The following is a 14,290-nucleotide window of genomic DNA, read 5'->3' on the forward strand; positions in this document are numbered from 1 at the left end:
CCCCCCCCCCCCCCCCCCCCCCCCCCCCCCCCCCCCCCCCCCCCCCCCCCCCCCCCCCCCCCCCCCCCCCCCCTTTTTCAAGCAGAAGACGGCATACGAGATGTGCGGTAAGGTCTCGTGGGCTCGGGCGGGGTGGTCGTTCCGGGCATACCTGGTCGATTCGGGCGTACCTGGTCGGAAGTTCTGGGCAGGTACGCCCGAAAACACCAGGTATCGCGGGCGTTCTGGGAAGGAACGGGCGCGCTCAGGCCCCGAGCTCGACGAGCACCCGCGGGATCTCCGTCACGAGTTCGCTCGCCAGGTACCCGAGCGGCCCCACCTGCACCGCGAGCCGGTCGCCCGCGGCAGCGTGCACGTAGGACGCCCACGCCACGGCCTGTGCCGGATCGGCGCCGCGTGCGAGCAGCCCGGTGACCGCGCCGGACAGGACATCGCCGCTGCCACTGGTGCCCAGGCCGCCCGAGCCGGTGCCCTTGAGCCATGCCCGACCGTGCGGCGTGGCGATGGCGTCACCGAGGGCCACGACCGCACCGAACCGGTTCGCGATCGCCACGGCGTCGGCCACGTCGTCGTCGCTGCACTCCCGGCCGAGCAGGCGCTCGGCCTCGCCGGAGTTCGGCGTCATCACCAGTCGACCCCGCAGTGGTTCGAGGTGCTCGCGCACATCGGCGGCGACACCGAGGGCGAAGGCGTCGAGCACGACGGTGGTCTGCGGTCCGATCACGTCGGCGAGCCCGGCCACGAGGTCGCGGGAACCGTCCGGCTCGTCGAGCCCCGGCCCGACCAGCACCGCGTCGGCGCTCGAGGCGCTCCCGGCGATGCCCTCGATCGCGCCCACGGCGATGTGTCCGTCCTGGTCCTCGTCGAGGGGTTCGACCCCGGACTCGGGCACCGCGACGGCGACCTCGTTCGCGACGCTCCGGCCGACGGCCAGCGTGAGGCGACCGGCGCCGACCCGGAGTGCGGCGAGCGCGGAGAGCATCGCTGCGCCCGGGGTCCGCGCGGCACCGCCGACGATGAGCACCTGCCCACGGCCGTACTTGCCGGCACCCACCTCGGGCAGCGGCCAGTCGCGGAGGAAGTTCGGGGTGACGGGTTCAACGGACATGTTCGTCGTCCTTCCGGCCGGTGTGCTGGGTGACCTCGTCGTCGTCCAGGTGCCCGACCGAGGAGAACTCCTCGAGCACCCACGGCGCCCCGGCGTCGTCGCGTCGGAGTCGTGTGAGGGAGGCGTTCGCGACGGCGTGCGTCCGAGCGAACTCCATCAGTGCCGGCTCGTCGAGGCCGAGACAGACCGCGACGGCGAGCATCACGACGGCGTCGTGCGCGGCGATCACCAGGCGCTCCGCTCCCTCGACCCGCTCGACATCGCCGAGGACCGAGCGGAGCCGGAGCATCACGTCGGCCCAGGACTCCCCGCCCGCAGGCCGGTGGTAGTACTTGCCGAGCCACTGCCGACGGCGTTCCTCGTCCGGGTAGCGGTGGCGGACACCCTGCAGGGTCAGCAGGTCGAGGACGCCGAGTTCGCGGTCACGGAGCCGTTCGTCCACCCGCTTCTCGGGTTCGGCGAGACCGGCTTCCTCGAGCGCGATCGCGATGGTCTGCTGTGCGCGCAGGTACGGGGAGACCCAGAGCGCGACGGGGACGTCGTCGATCCCGCGGTCGGCGAGCTCCTGCCCGAGGGCGCGGGACTGATCGGTGCCGAGGGGGCTGAGCGGGACGTCGGCGTCCCGGAACTCGACGTCGATCACGTCGTCGCCAGCGGCTTCGGCGCGAGCCGCTGCGACGTTCGCGACCGATTCGCCGTGACGGACGAGCCAGATCTCCTGCACTGCCATGCGGCCACGCTAGCCAGAGTGCGCTGTGCCGGTTCCCCGGTGCGGGATCACCCCGTCCGGCGCCGAGCGCTCCGGACCGGGCGGGCCGCGCACGGGAGCCCCGCCGCCCGGAGGCGCAGCGCCAGCGCCTCGAGGTCGAACAGGTCACGCCACTCCAGCCGGATGATCGTGCGGACGCCCGGCACCGTGAGCAACCTGCCGTGCCGCCGCTTCTCGTCGAGGAACACCTCGGTCGGGCTCCGGCCACCCAGGTAGCGCTCTTGGGAGTACTTGGCCCGTCCGTCGATCTCGACGATGACCCCGTGGTCCGGGAACCAGAAGTCCACGGCGGAACGACGGCCGTCGACGACGAACTCCTGCTGCAGCACCGGCGCGGGCAATCCGAGCTCCCGGAACACGACCCGCGCGAGCGATTCGGCCGGCGACCCGGAGCGTCCGTCGGCCAGGTCGAGCACCTGCTGTGCCAGGGCGCGGGCACGGGCCTTCGGAGGGACCGCTCGTCGGAGATCGTCGGTGTGGACGCCGCGGCGCAGAGCGGCATCCGCGACGACCACTCCCGAGTGGAGATCGCCGGCCATCGCGATGTCGACGACGGTGCGGGGGATGGAGGTGACCGCGACCGCACCGACCGTGACCCGTTCCGCTCGGGCGACGGGTCTCGTGTGCAGGACCAGGCCGGCGCTCCGACCCCGGTACATCGACTCCGGGACCGTCGCGTGCACCGCCACGTCCCACCCGCCGAGCGCCGGGAGCCCGTGCACGGCCGCTGCCGACTGGTGCGAGGCGGTCGCCCGGGTGCCGAGCCGACCGAGCCGTGCGAAGACGCGGGTGACGTACCGCTGACGAGGCCCGGCGGCGTCCCAGGCGGCCCCCTCGACGAAGGCGTTCGGCCCGACGCGGACGAGGCGACGGGCCCCCGCCATCCGGGTCCGGCGCCGGAGGGTGGTGGCGTCGAGACCGGCCTCGCGCGCGGCGGATGCTCGGAGGATGGGCAGCGACTCGTTCATGCACGTGACGATGCCGGACCAGCCACCCGTCTCGCGGGCCGACGTCGAGAACTGTGGACGGGCCTCCAGGCCTGGGCGGTTGTGGAGGGAAGACGTTCCTTCCCAGAACGCGCGCGATGCCCAGCGGAATCGGGCGTACCTGGTCGAAAGTTCCGACCAGGTACGCCCGATTCCACCCAGCACGCCCGATTCCACCCGGCCACACCCGCACCCGCCCGGCCGCACCCCGCACCCCGCACCCCGCAACACGGCGCCGGACGGAACGCACCCGTGTCCCGTCCGGCGCCGCGGTCTCTCCCCGGTCGCGCGTCGGGCCCGCTGCCTCAGGCCCGACGCACCCGCAGCGTCACGATCTCGAACGGACGCAGGGTCAGCACGACCGGCTCCCCGGCAGCCCACGAAGCCGCCGCACCCGACGACGCCGCCACCGGCCGCTCGAGCAGGTCGACCTGCGACACCGACTCGACGTCGAACCCGAAGGAGACCCCGACGTCCGCCGCCCGGCCGCCGAGCCCCTCGTACAGGCGCACGACGACGTCACCGGAGCGGTCCTCGGCGAGCTTGACGGCCTCGACGAACACCTGCGGCGACGACACCGTGACGAGCGGCGCGACCTCGGCTGACCCGGGGACGCTCCGCACCGGCAGGTTCAGCCGGTACCCGGAGTCGGCGGCGTCGAGCACCGAGGCCCCGATCCGCAGCACCGTCCGGAACACGTGGTGCCCCTGGTCGGCGTCCGGGTCCGGGAACGTCGGCCCGCGCAGCAGCGACTCCCGCACGAGCGTGGTGATCCCGCCGTCCGGCCGGGTCTCGCGCGTGATGTCGTGACCGTAGGTCGAGTCGTTCGCCACCGCGACGCCGAACCCGGGCTCCGCGACGTGCACCCAGCGGTGTGCCGAGGTCTCGAAGCGGGCGTGGTCCCACGAGGTGTTCTGGTGCGTCGGCCGGTCGATGTGCCCGAACTGGATCTCGCTCGAGGCCGACGACGCGAGCACGTCGATCGGGAACGCGAGCTTCAGCAGCTTCTGGTGCTCGTGCCAGTCGACCTCGGTCTCGACGGTCAGCTCCGGTTCGCCCTGCACCGCGGAGTAGCGCGTGGTGAGCGTCGACGATCCGAAGGACCGTTCCACCACGAGCTCGTCGCCTGCGATCGCGACGGACGACGCCGACAGGACGGTGCCGTTGCGCTGGTACGCGCGGTCGATGTCCCACGCCTCCCACTGGTTCGGGGTGTCCCGGAACACCGTGTACTCCGCCGCCGCAGCGCCGGGCGCGATCGCGTCGCGTCCGGTGGCGTGGTCGACGAACGAGACGACGTGGCCGGCAGCGTCGATGGTCGCGGTGACGACGCCGGTGTCGAAGACGAAGCGGTCGCCGCTCCGGACGGGAGGCGCGGGTCGCGGCGCGTGGACCACCGAACCTCCCAGGGCGGTCACGTCCCCTGCCGCGACCGGCGAGGCGTTGAAGCGCACGACCGACGCGGGGTCAGCGGCACCGGCGGCGCCCGTGCTCGCGGTGCCGGTGTCGGCTGCGCCGGTCCCGGTCCCGCCTGCGGCGAGCGCCGTCGTCGCGCTGCCGATCAGCCCGTCGAGCACCTCGGCGACCCGGGCGTACTGCTCCTCGGCGTTCTCGTACACCCACGCGATCGAGGACCCGGGCAGGATGTCATGGAACTGCTGGAGCAGGACGGTGTGCCAGGCCTCCTCGAGTTCGGCGTACGGGTACTCGCTGCCGAGCCGGACGGCCGCCGTCGCCGCCCAGAGCTCGGCCTCGCGCAACAGGTGCTCGGAGCGGCGGTTGCCCTGCTTCGTCCGGATCTGCGACGTGTAGGTGCCACGGTGGAACTCGAGGTACATCTCCCCCGACCACACGCCCGGCGTCGGCAGTTCGGCCTCGAGCTGTTCGAACACCTGCGCCGGGGTGCCGAGCGTCACGCGGGGCGACCCGTCGAGGTCGTGCTGACGGTGTGCCGCGCCGACCATCTCGCGGGTGGGGCCGCCGCCACCGTCCCCGAAGCCGTAGAGCAGCATCGAGGTGTTGGCGGTGCCGCGCTCCTTGTTGTTCCGTTCGCCCCGACGCAGGTCGGCCGGTGAGACGTCGGAGTTGTAGGTGTCGGCCGGGGGCAGGTGCGTCAGGACGCGCGAGCCGTCGATGCCCTCCCAGTGGAACGAGGTGTGCGGGATGACGTTCGTCTCGTTCCACGACGGCTTCTGGGTGACGAACCACTTCGACCCGGCGGCACGGACGATCTGCGGCAGGGCGCCCGAGTAGCCGAACGAGTCGGGGAGCCAGGCCTCCGGGGTGTCGATGCCGAACTCCTCCAGGAAGAAGCGCTTGCCGGCGACGAACTGGCGGGCCAGGGCCTCACCGCCGGGCAGGTTGGTGTCCGACTCGACCCACATGCCGCCGACGGGGGTCCACCGCCCCTCGGCGACGCGCTGCTTGATGCGGGTCCAGATGGACGGGTACTCGTCGCGGATCCACGCGTACTGCTGCGCGGACGAGCAGGCGAACGTGAAGTCGGGGTCGCGGTCCATCAGGTCGAGCACGTTCGAGAACGTCCTGGCGCACTTGCGTTTCGTCTCGCGCACGGGCCACAGCCAGGCGGAGTCGATGTGGGCGTGTCCGACGGCGATCGCGCGGTGGGCGGCGGGGCTGGCGGGGACGGCGAGCACGGGCGCCAGGACCTGACGGGCGTCCGCGGCCGTGCCGGCGACGTCGTCCGGGTCGAGCGCGTCGGCGGCGCGTTCGAGTGCCCGCAGGATGTCGGCGCCGCGGGTGCCGTCGGTGGGGAGCTCGGCCATCAGCCCGCGCAGCACCCAGAGGTCCTGCTGCAGTTCCCACACGGTGTCGTCGCGCTCGACGACCTCGAGGGCCTTCAGCCGGTAGATCGGGTCGTCGCCGGCGGTGGAGCGCGAGCCGAGCGGCGTCGCACCCTGGAACGAGTCGCCGCCGATGTCCGGGTTCGCCCCGGCTTCGATCCAGAGCTCGAAGGACTCCCCCGGGCCGACCTCGAGCGGCACCGTGTCGTTCCGCGGCTCGATCGCCTTGATCGTGGAGCCGTCGGCGCGGAACGCGAGTCCCTCGGCCTGGAACCCGGGCTGCCGCTTGGTGAACCCCAGGTCGACGAGGAGCTCGGCGGTGGTCCCCGGCACGGTGCCGAAGTCCGCCGGCACGGTGCCGGTCACCCGGAACCAGGTCGTGCCCCACGGTCGTCCGCCCCAGTGCGACCCCACCGTGAACGGTGTGTACGTCTCGCCGACGGCGGTGTCGAACGGCACCGGTTCGCCCGGCACCTCCCACGCCTCGATCGTCACCGGCGCCGAGCGGCGGTGGACGGCGGGGTCGACACGGTCGCGGACGAGGCGGGCGATCCGGGCCTCGACGAGCGGTTCGTCCTGGTGCATGTGCTTCCTTTCTGGTTGCAAGACACCGGTGTTCGCGAACGGAACCGCGGTTCGCGGGTGTTCGACGCGCGAACACCGGTGTCTTGCGGGGCGGGGCGGGGAGCCGTCGGATCAGCCCTTGATGCCGCCGGCGAGGGCGTTGCCGCCGCCGAGGCCGCGGGACACGATCACGTAGAGGGCGATGACGGGCACGGAGTAGACGATCGAGAACGCGGCGAGCTGGCCGTACGCCACCGCCCCGTTCTGCCCGAAGAAGTTGAAGATGCTCACCGCGGCGGGCACCTTGTCGGGCGAGAGCAGCAGCACGAAGGGGACGAAGAAGTTCCCCCACGCCTGGATGAACACGAAGATGAACACGACGGCGATGCCCGGGCGCATGAGCGGGATGACGATCCGTGTGAGCGTCGTGAGCATCGAGGCGCCGTCGGTCCACGCCGCTTCTTCCAGCGAGATCGGCACCGAGTCCATGAAGTTCTTCGCCATCCAGATCGCCATCGGCAGCGACGTCGCGGCGAGGAAGAAGATGCAACCCCACACGTTGTCGATCAGGTTGAGCGACACGAACAGCGCGTAGACGGGCACCATCATCGCGGTGATCGGCAGGCCGGTGCCGAACAGGATGCTGTACAGGAACGGCTTGTTGACCCGCATCTTGTACCGGGACAACGGGTACGCGGCCAGCAGCGCGAAGACCACGGTCACCACCGCCGTCCCCCCGGACAGCAGCAGGCTGTTCGCCAGCGGGATGAACGAAAGCTCGGGCGTGAGCACCTGGGCGAAGTTGTCGAGCGTGAACTGCGACGGCAGCTTCACCGACAGCGACGCCTGCGTGTCGAACGAGGCGAGCACGAGCCAGAGCAACGGCACCGCGAAGCACACCGCGATGACGAGCAGCACGGTGTTCGACACCCACCGCATGGTGCGACCCCGGGGCGAGGTCATGTGCATCGACCCCGGTGCGGTCACCGAACGGGTCGTGGTCTGGTCGAGGGACGGCGCTGTCATGGCCATCAGTCCACCTCCGGCTTGAGTGCTCGGATGTAGATGATCGAGAAGACCGCCCCCACCACGAGCAGGATGGTCGCGATCGCCGTCCCGAAACCGAGCTGCGAGAACTTGAACGCCTCCTGGTACGCCAGGATCGGCAGGGTCGACGAGTTCGTGCCCGGGCCGCCGCCGGTCATCACGAAGATGAGCGTGAAGACCGACAGGGTCTGCAGCGTCGTGAGCATGAGGTTCGTCGAGATGCTCCGGCGGATCACCGGGAGCGTGATGTAGACGAGCCGCTGCCAGCCGGTGGCGCCGTCGACCTCGGCGGACTCGGTGATCTCCTCGGGGACCTCCTGCACGGCGGCGGAGTAGACGAGCATCGAGAACGCGGTGCCGCGCCAGATGTTCGCCAGGATCACGGCGAGCATCGGGTACGTGTAGAGCCAGTTCGCGCCGGTGATCCCGATCGACGCGAGGAACGTGTTGAGCGTCCCCTCGTCGTTGAAGAACGCGTACGCCGCGAACGACGCCACGATCTCCGGCAGGACCCACGCGGCGACGACGAACGTGCCGACGATCGCCCGGACGGCCTTGTTCGCCGAACGCATCAGCAGGGCGAGCCCGAGGCCGAGCACGTTCTGTCCCACCACGGCCGAGGCCAGCAGGAACACGATCGTCAGGATGACCGACTTCGGGAAGTCCGGGTCCTGGAACAGCTCGACGTAGTTCTGGAACCCGACGAACTGCTGGTCTGCAGCACTCGCGCCGGTCAGGGCCGAGTTGGTGAACGACCCGTAGAACGACGAGATGACGGGGCCGAGCAGGAAGATGACGAGGAGGACCAACGCGGGCAGGAGCGGGACCGCTCGTCCGACGTTCCGCAGTGGTCGCCGCTTGCGCGGCACGGGTGGATCGGTGCGCTTCGGCGCACCGGGCGCCGACAGTGTCGGCGCGAGGGGGGTGCTGGACACGATGGGTGCCTTCCGGGTGCGGAGGGGTTCCGAAGGTGGGGAAGAGCGGACGGGAGGCGCGGTGCGGGACCGCCCCGCGCCTCCAGTCCGTCGGTGGGTGACGTCCGTCAACCAGCGGAGACGGTGTTCTCCTTGCCGACCACCTGCGTGACGGCCTCGTCGTAGGCGGCTGCCGCGTCCTTCGGCGACTGCTGCCCGGTCATGACGGCCTCCATGGCGACCTGGATCGCGTTGGACACCTGCGAGTAGTCACTCGTCGCCGGGCGGAAGTTGGTGTTCTCCACCAGCCCCGAGAAGAACTCGAACGTCGGGTTGGCGGCCGTGTAGGCCGGGTCCTCCGCGACGTCCTTGCGCACGGCGATCTGGCTGTTCTCGGTGTCGTACTTCAGCGAACCGTCCTTGTCGAGGAAGGTCGTGATGAAGTCGAACGCCGCCTGCGGGTTCTTCGACTTCGCGCCGACCGCCAGCGTCCAGCCGCCGGACATCGAGTTGTAGCCGGGAGCCTGCCCGTTCTGGGTCGGCATGGGTGCCTGGCCCATCACGTCGTTCCACTCGGGCCACGGCGCGGTACCGGACTCCAGCCACGTCCCGGACTGCCACGAACCGTCGAGGTCGATCGCGAGCTTGCCCTCCGGCAGCCACGTCTGGGCGATGGTCGTGCCGACGTTCGTGTCGAGCGCCTGCTGCGGTGTCGGGCCGAGGCCGCCCTGGTAGACGTCCTCCACGAACTTGAGCGAGTCCTCGAACTGCTTCGAGCCGGTGACCCACTTCTTGTCCTTGTACAGGGTGTTGCCGGAGCCGTCGGCGCCGTACAGGAGCATCTCGAAGCCCTGCATGGTCGAGGCCTCGCCCTGCGCCTTGCCCGAGTAGATGTTGAACGGGATGACGTCGGGCTGCTTCTCCTTGATGGTCTTCGCCGCCGCGAGTACGTCGTCCCACGTCTTCGGCTTCCACGGGACGTCGAGTCCGGCCTTCTCGAAGATGTCCTTGTTGTACCAGAGGGCTCGGGTGTCGGTGCCCATCGGGACGCCGTAGATCTTGCCGTCGTCACCCTGCCCGGCCTGCTTGGCGTTGTCGAAGAACTGGTCCCACTCGTCCCACTTGTCCGTGTACTCGTCGAGTGGCAGCAGGTAGCCCGCCTCGGCATCGGCCTTGACGAGGAACGTGTCCTCGTACATGACGTCCGGGGCGGTCGCCGGCGCCTTGTTCATGAGCGCGAGCTTCGTGTAGTAGTCGTTGCCCTGCGCCTGGATGGGCACGAGGGTGACCTTCTTGCCGGGGTTGTCCTTCTCGTACTGCTTCTTGACGACCTTCATCTGGGCGTCGAGCTGCTGGAAGGCGCCGAACTTCTGGTACGCGATCTTGATCGTGTCGCTCGAGGCGGACCCCGAGCTCGAGCAGCCAGCCAGACCGACTGCGGCCACGGCCACAGCTGCGAGTCCGGCGATGATGCGGGTGCGTTTCATCGGTGCTCCTTTGCACGGGTGATGTCCGCGGGCACCATCGCCCGCGCGCAGGATTAGTCCAGCGTATTGACTTAACCGTGTCAAGGAGTTTCTGGGGCCGGTCCCGGGTCGGATCGGGCGTACCGGGCGGAATCGGGCGTACCGGGTCGGAAGTTTCGACCAGGCACGCCCGGTTCCGCTTCCCATCGCGTGCGTTCTGGGAAGGAACGTCCGTCAGGAGATCGGCGTCGCGCTCCCCGTCACCGTGATCCCGCCGGCCTCGGGCACGTCCACGAGCAGCAGGCTCGGACGCCCGACATGCCGCCCCTGCCGGATCGTGATGCGGTCGCCCGGCTGCGCCGCACCGATCTGCCGCAGGTACGCCCCGGTCGACGCCGCAGCCGATCCCGTCGCCGGGTCCTCGGTGATGCGCCCGGCGGGGAACAGGTTGCGCGCCTCGTACTCCCGGTCGCCGGTGCGGTGCAGCGCCGTGACGGTCCCCGCCCAGCCTGCCTCCTGCTTGAGTTCAGCCAGGGGCCCCGGCGCGAACCGGAACTGGTGGAACAGCTCGCGGTCGTGCAGCACGAGGACCGGGTGCCAGTTGCCGGCGAAGGCGGTGTACCGGAGGATCTCCTGCTGCATGCCCCGACGCTACTGCGGCGTCACGACCGGGTGCGCGGGCCGATCACCGACGGGTGGCCCGGGCTGCTGCGGTTCCACGGGCGGCTCCGAGGGCAGCGCCAGGAACACGGCGAGCACGATGTAGCCGGCGGGCACGAAGTACAGCAGGACCCACCACCCGGAGCGGTTCGTGTCGTGGAGCCGCCGCACGACGATGGCGATCCAGGGCAGCAGCGCCGCGAGACCGACGACCACGAAGACCCCCAGTGCGATCTGGGCGAAGACCGGCATCGACGTGAGCAGGAACCACCAGACCGGGAACGGGTTGAAGGACCGCAGCGCCTCGTCGAGGACGCGTGCCTCCTCTGGGCTCGTCGTCGGCGGCGGCATCGTGACGAGTCCGACGCCGGACACGACGTTGATCGCACTCGAGATGATCATCCACCACAGTGCCCACCACCAGAACTCGGCGCGAGCGGCACGACCGCGGAACACGAGGTACCCCCGCCAGAACCGCGAGAACGAGGCGGTGAAGGTGGCCTGGTGCCAGGGGACCCCGACCGGTGGCTGCTGCGTCTGGTGCACCGAACCTGCTTACCGAAGCGACCTGAGCACTCCTGAGCACTCCTCGGCAGGCCCGGCGCCGCGGGTGGGGGTAACCCCCGGCTGCTTCCGGGTGTGCACGTGATGTTTCAGCGCCGCCTCCGTCGGGAGACTGGATCCATGAGCACCGACACGCGCCCCACCACCGCCCGCCGAACCCTCCGGATCGCCCTCGCCTCCACCGCAGCAGTGACCGCCCTGCTGCTGACCGCCGGCTGCAGCGCGATCCAGGACATCGTGCCGAACAAGACCCCGCAGAAGCACTTCGCCACGTACTCCGACGCCCCGCGCTCCGGCGAGTCGGAGGACCTGGCGTTCTTCATGCCGAAGTGGGTGCCGAAGGACGCGAAGGACATCGACGTCCGCCTCCACGCCTCGCAGCCGGGCTACGTCATCGGGTTCGCGTCGAAGGACGGCGTCGACGTGGACGACTGCACCCCGCTCGACGAGTCGTACGGCGGCACGGCGATGACCGCGGACTTCATGCCGGAGGAACTCCCGACCAAGGGCCTCGTCACCTGCGGCGACGGTCGCGCGGTCACCGAGATCGACGGCCGCTGGTACGGCTGGACCACGAAGGACGCGATCCCCGGTCAGGACGACGACCAGACCATGCACGACGCCGAACACTGAACGCGACCACCCACCGGTCTGGAGGCGCGTGCCGGCCCCGCACCGCGCCTCCAGGCCGCCCTGGGGGCGCCTCCACCACCCATGGTGTGCAGCAATGGTCGGGTCCCACTGCGGACCCGACCATTGCTGCACACCATCCACCCCCGTGGGGCGTGGGGACTACTCCGCAGCCGCAGCCCGACGTCGGCGACGCACGATCAGCACACCCGCACCCGCCGCGAGCAGCAGGAACGCCACCAGCGCACCGGCACCGAGCCCCTCGGCACCCGTGAACGCCAACTGACCATCAACCGTGATCGTGATCGGGGTCCACCCGATCAGTGACCCGTCCGCAGCCGTCACCGCCAACCGGTGCACCCCAGCCATCGTGTCCGCGGGGATCGTCACCCGAACCGTCCCGTCGGATGCGACCGTAGCCGTACCGATCAGCGTCGGGGTCGAGAACAGCCACACGTTGACCGTGTCACCGGTCGACGCCGTGCCGACCGTCACCGTGATCGTCTCCCCCGCACGAGCCGACGCCGGAGCGGACACCCCACCACGGTTCGTCTCCGTCAACAGCGACTCCGACGGCGCCACCGGCACGACCGGCGCAGCCGAGGGGCCGGTCGTCGGGCCACCGGTCGGCGTCCCACCCGGGGTCGGGCTCGGGGTCGGCGTCTGACCGCCGTCACCCGGCGTCGGCGTCGGCGTCGGCACCGGCGTCGGGTCGGTGCCCGGGTCCGTGTCGCCGCCCTCGCACGGGTACGTCCCCGTGCGGAGCGAGAACCCGTCCGTGTCGTTGTCGTCCGCGTAGAACGTCGGGCGCTCCCCGTCGGTGCAGACGCCCGAGATCGCGAAGCCCTCGTTGGCGAGCGTGCGGTCGGCGGCCGAGGGCGCCTCGTACAGCGTCGAGGCGGCGAAGGCCCCGTCCGTCACCTCGTACAGCGCGGTGCGGCCGGAGCACACCTCGTCGCAGACCACCCAGAGCGCGTCGAGCGTCGGGTCGAACTGCACGTCGGCGACCACGGCGAGCGACGTCGCGATGGTGGCGACCCGTGCCGAGGACCCGTCGTCCATCAGGGCGTAGGCGTACACGCTCGCGGTGCCCTCGACCCCGACGAAGAACAGGCCGTCGCCGTGCCCGGCGTAGGCCGACGGCGCGTAGGCGGTGCCGGTGCGCTCGTCGGCGAAGCCGTGCGCGGTGAGCCAGGCATCGGGGACCCAGGTGATGCCCTCGAGGCCCGCGTTGGCGCCGAGCCCGGGGAAGTCCGCCGCGAGGTTCCACTCGTCGGTCGCCCGGAGCGTTGCCTCGGAGCCGTCGGTGGTGGCGTAGCGCAGGACCGACGGGCGGCTCGTGCTCGACACGTCGTTGTTCCGCTCGGTCGACACGTAGACGGCACCGGGGTCGTCACTCGTGACGGTGACGCCCTCGGCGTCCGGGGTGCCCGTGCCGTCGGCGTAGCGCAGGTCGGTGCCGGCGGCGTTCGACGGCGCCCAGCCACCGGTGCCGTCCGAGGTCAGGTGGTAGAGCAGCCCGTCGCCGTTCTGCACGGCCCAGAGCTGCCCGTCCCGCGAGGACTTCGACGTCGTCCAGTCGAGGCCGCTCAGGTCACCGGTGAAGGTGGCCTCGTCGTCGAGCACGGTCTCGTCCGGGCCGCCGGGCCAGACCTCGGCGGTGACGACGCCGGCGAACGTGTTCGCCAGGCCCTTCGTGGGTGCCGAGGTCTCGGCGAAGTCACCGGTGCCGTCGGGGTTGCGGCCGTACGTCGTGCTCGCGTGCGCCGTCCACGAGGTCGAGTCCACGGCCGTGCCCCGGGCATCGAACAGCCGGGCGGAGTCCGCCTTGCCGAGTCCGAACCCGAAGTCCGACTCGTCGAGCACCGTGAAGCCCCCGGCCGCGACGGTCGTGCCCGCGGGGATCGTGGAGGCGTGGTCGTCCTCGCTGTCCTTGAACACGTACCCGCCGAGGTCCACGGCGGTGCTGCCGGTGTTGGTCAGCTCCACCCAGTCGCCGGGGGTGCCGTCCTGCGACTCGACCTCGTTGATCCGCACCGGTGAGGAGCAGTCGTTCGCCGCGCCCTTGGTCGAGGCCGTGGTGTCGACGAGTGTCCCGACGCCGTCGGCGCAGCGACCGTAGGTGACACCCGCGTGGGTCGTCCACGCGTACCGGAGCACCAGGTCACCGGCGGGGTCGTAGAGGCGTGCGGTGTCGGCGCCGCCGAGTCCGAAGTCGAAGCCCGGGGCGGTCGCGGACAGCTGGTCGACGACGAAGTACCCGCCGGCGGCGATGGTCGAGCCGCTCGGCAGGACGTACGCGTCGTGCGAGCTGTCGTTGTCGAGGAACGCGTACCCGGTCAGGTCGATCGCGGCGCCCGAGGTGTTCTTCAACTCCACCCAGTCGGTGTCGTCGCCGTTCGACTCGACCTCGTTCACGACGAGGCCGTTGGCCGCGACGGCCCCGACGGCCGGGTCGTCGTCCCCGACGGCGGCGAGCGCCGGGCTGGCCGTGACGACACCGGTGGCGACGACCAGGGCGGCCGCGATGGCGGCGCCGATGCGGAGTGTGGGCGGGCGCAGGGCGGGAGCGCGCATGCAGGGTCCTTCTCGGGTGCTCGGGGAAGAGGAGGGCGGGACCTGCACGACTGTTCAGCACCCAGGCGTCCGGCCGGTGGCCGGTCGGTGAACGCGCGGTGTCCCCGGGCCGCGCCCGGCGCTCTGGACGCACGGAGGGCGGACGGGAGGCGCGGGGCGGCCCCGCACCGCGCCTCCCGTCCGCCCTGCGGTCGCGCCTAC

The 14,290-nt window shown here is 71.1% G+C and carries 11 protein-coding genes; 1 reads left to right on the forward strand and 10 read right to left on the reverse strand.

Annotated features, from left to right (window positions below; translation table 11 throughout):
* Positions 1-244: 244 nt before the first annotated feature.
* From KK087_RS03565 to KK087_RS03605, 9 genes are all read right to left on the reverse strand, one after another.
* On the reverse strand, positions 245-1,108 hold the full coding sequence (locus KK087_RS03565; protein WP_214531515.1) for an NAD(P)H-hydrate dehydratase: 864 nt from the start codon (positions 1,106-1,108) through the stop codon (positions 245-247).
* Complete coding sequence (locus tag KK087_RS03570; RefSeq protein ID WP_214564247.1) at positions 1,098-1,838, reverse strand: histidine phosphatase family protein; 741 nt, start codon at positions 1,836-1,838, stop codon at positions 1,098-1,100. The genes KK087_RS03565 and KK087_RS03570 overlap by 11 nt, the downstream gene beginning before the upstream one ends.
* Before the next feature lie 47 nt (positions 1,839-1,885).
* Positions 1,886-2,845 (reverse strand): hypothetical protein, encoded by a 960-nt coding sequence (locus KK087_RS03575; protein ID WP_214564248.1) that lies wholly within the window; start codon positions 2,843-2,845, stop codon positions 1,886-1,888.
* 323 nt (positions 2,846-3,168) lie between these two features.
* Complete coding sequence (locus tag KK087_RS03580) at positions 3,169-6,252, reverse strand: alpha-mannosidase (RefSeq protein ID WP_214564249.1); 3,084 nt, start codon at positions 6,250-6,252, stop codon at positions 3,169-3,171.
* 111 nt (positions 6,253-6,363) lie between these two features.
* Complete coding sequence (locus tag KK087_RS03585) at positions 6,364-7,257, reverse strand: carbohydrate ABC transporter permease (protein ID WP_439647685.1); 894 nt, start codon at positions 7,255-7,257, stop codon at positions 6,364-6,366.
* Positions 7,258-7,262: 5 nt separating this feature from the next.
* Positions 7,263-8,213, reverse strand: a complete 951-nt coding sequence (locus KK087_RS03590) for a carbohydrate ABC transporter permease (protein ID WP_017888131.1) — start codon at positions 8,211-8,213, stop codon at positions 7,263-7,265.
* A gap of 107 nt (positions 8,214-8,320) precedes the next feature.
* Positions 8,321-9,679, reverse strand: a complete 1,359-nt coding sequence (locus KK087_RS03595) for an extracellular solute-binding protein (protein ID WP_214564250.1) — start codon at positions 9,677-9,679, stop codon at positions 8,321-8,323.
* 213 nt (positions 9,680-9,892) lie between these two features.
* Positions 9,893-10,300: a PhzF family phenazine biosynthesis protein gene (locus KK087_RS03600; protein WP_250900803.1), complete on the reverse strand. Its 408-nt coding sequence runs from the start codon at positions 10,298-10,300 to the stop codon at positions 9,893-9,895.
* Positions 10,301-10,309: 9 nt separating this feature from the next.
* Positions 10,310-10,864 (reverse strand): DUF805 domain-containing protein, encoded by a 555-nt coding sequence (locus KK087_RS03605; protein ID WP_214564251.1) that lies wholly within the window; start codon positions 10,862-10,864, stop codon positions 10,310-10,312.
* A 138-nt stretch (positions 10,865-11,002) separates the two neighbouring features.
* On the opposite strand from KK087_RS03605, the gene KK087_RS03610 reads away from it, so the two are divergent.
* Positions 11,003-11,515, forward strand: coding sequence for a hypothetical protein (locus tag KK087_RS03610; RefSeq protein WP_214564252.1), 513 nt, complete (start codon positions 11,003-11,005; stop codon positions 11,513-11,515).
* Positions 11,516-11,674: 159 nt separating this feature from the next.
* On the opposite strand, the gene KK087_RS03615 is transcribed toward KK087_RS03610, so the two are convergent.
* Positions 11,675-14,089, reverse strand: a complete 2,415-nt coding sequence (locus KK087_RS03615; protein WP_214564253.1) for a lamin tail domain-containing protein — start codon at positions 14,087-14,089, stop codon at positions 11,675-11,677.
* Positions 14,090-14,290: the final 201 nt, after the last annotated feature.

The sequence above is a fragment of the Curtobacterium aurantiacum genome, from assembly GCF_018598555.1.
Classification (GTDB): Bacteria; Actinomycetota; Actinomycetes; order Actinomycetales; family Microbacteriaceae; genus Curtobacterium; species Curtobacterium aurantiacum.

What these genes read in the sequence shown, in the direction of transcription:
- KK087_RS03565 (WP_214531515.1), bottom strand. Translation starts at nt 1,108, where the DNA reads ATGTCCGTTGAACCCGTCACCCCGAACTTCCTCCGCGACTGGCCGCTG.
- KK087_RS03570 (WP_214564247.1), bottom strand. Translation starts at nt 1,838, where the DNA reads ATGGCAGTGCAGGAGATCTGGCTCGTCCGTCACGGCGAATCGGTCGCG.
- KK087_RS03575 (WP_214564248.1), bottom strand. Translation starts at nt 2,845, where the DNA reads ATGAACGAGTCGCTGCCCATCCTCCGAGCATCCGCCGCGCGCGAGGCC.
- KK087_RS03580 (WP_214564249.1), bottom strand. Translation starts at nt 6,252, where the DNA reads ATGCACCAGGACGAACCGCTCGTCGAGGCCCGGATCGCCCGCCTCGTC.
- KK087_RS03585 (WP_439647685.1), bottom strand. Translation starts at nt 7,257, where the DNA reads ATGACAGCGCCGTCCCTCGACCAGACCACGACCCGTTCGGTGACCGCA.
- KK087_RS03595 (WP_214564250.1), bottom strand. Translation starts at nt 9,679, where the DNA reads ATGAAACGCACCCGCATCATCGCCGGACTCGCAGCTGTGGCCGTGGCC.
- KK087_RS03600 (WP_250900803.1), bottom strand. Translation starts at nt 10,300, where the DNA reads ATGCAGCAGGAGATCCTCCGGTACACCGCCTTCGCCGGCAACTGGCAC.
- KK087_RS03610 (WP_214564252.1), top strand. Translation starts at nt 11,003, where the DNA reads ATGAGCACCGACACGCGCCCCACCACCGCCCGCCGAACCCTCCGGATC.
- KK087_RS03615 (WP_214564253.1), bottom strand. Translation starts at nt 14,089, where the DNA reads ATGCGCGCTCCCGCCCTGCGCCCGCCCACACTCCGCATCGGCGCCGCC.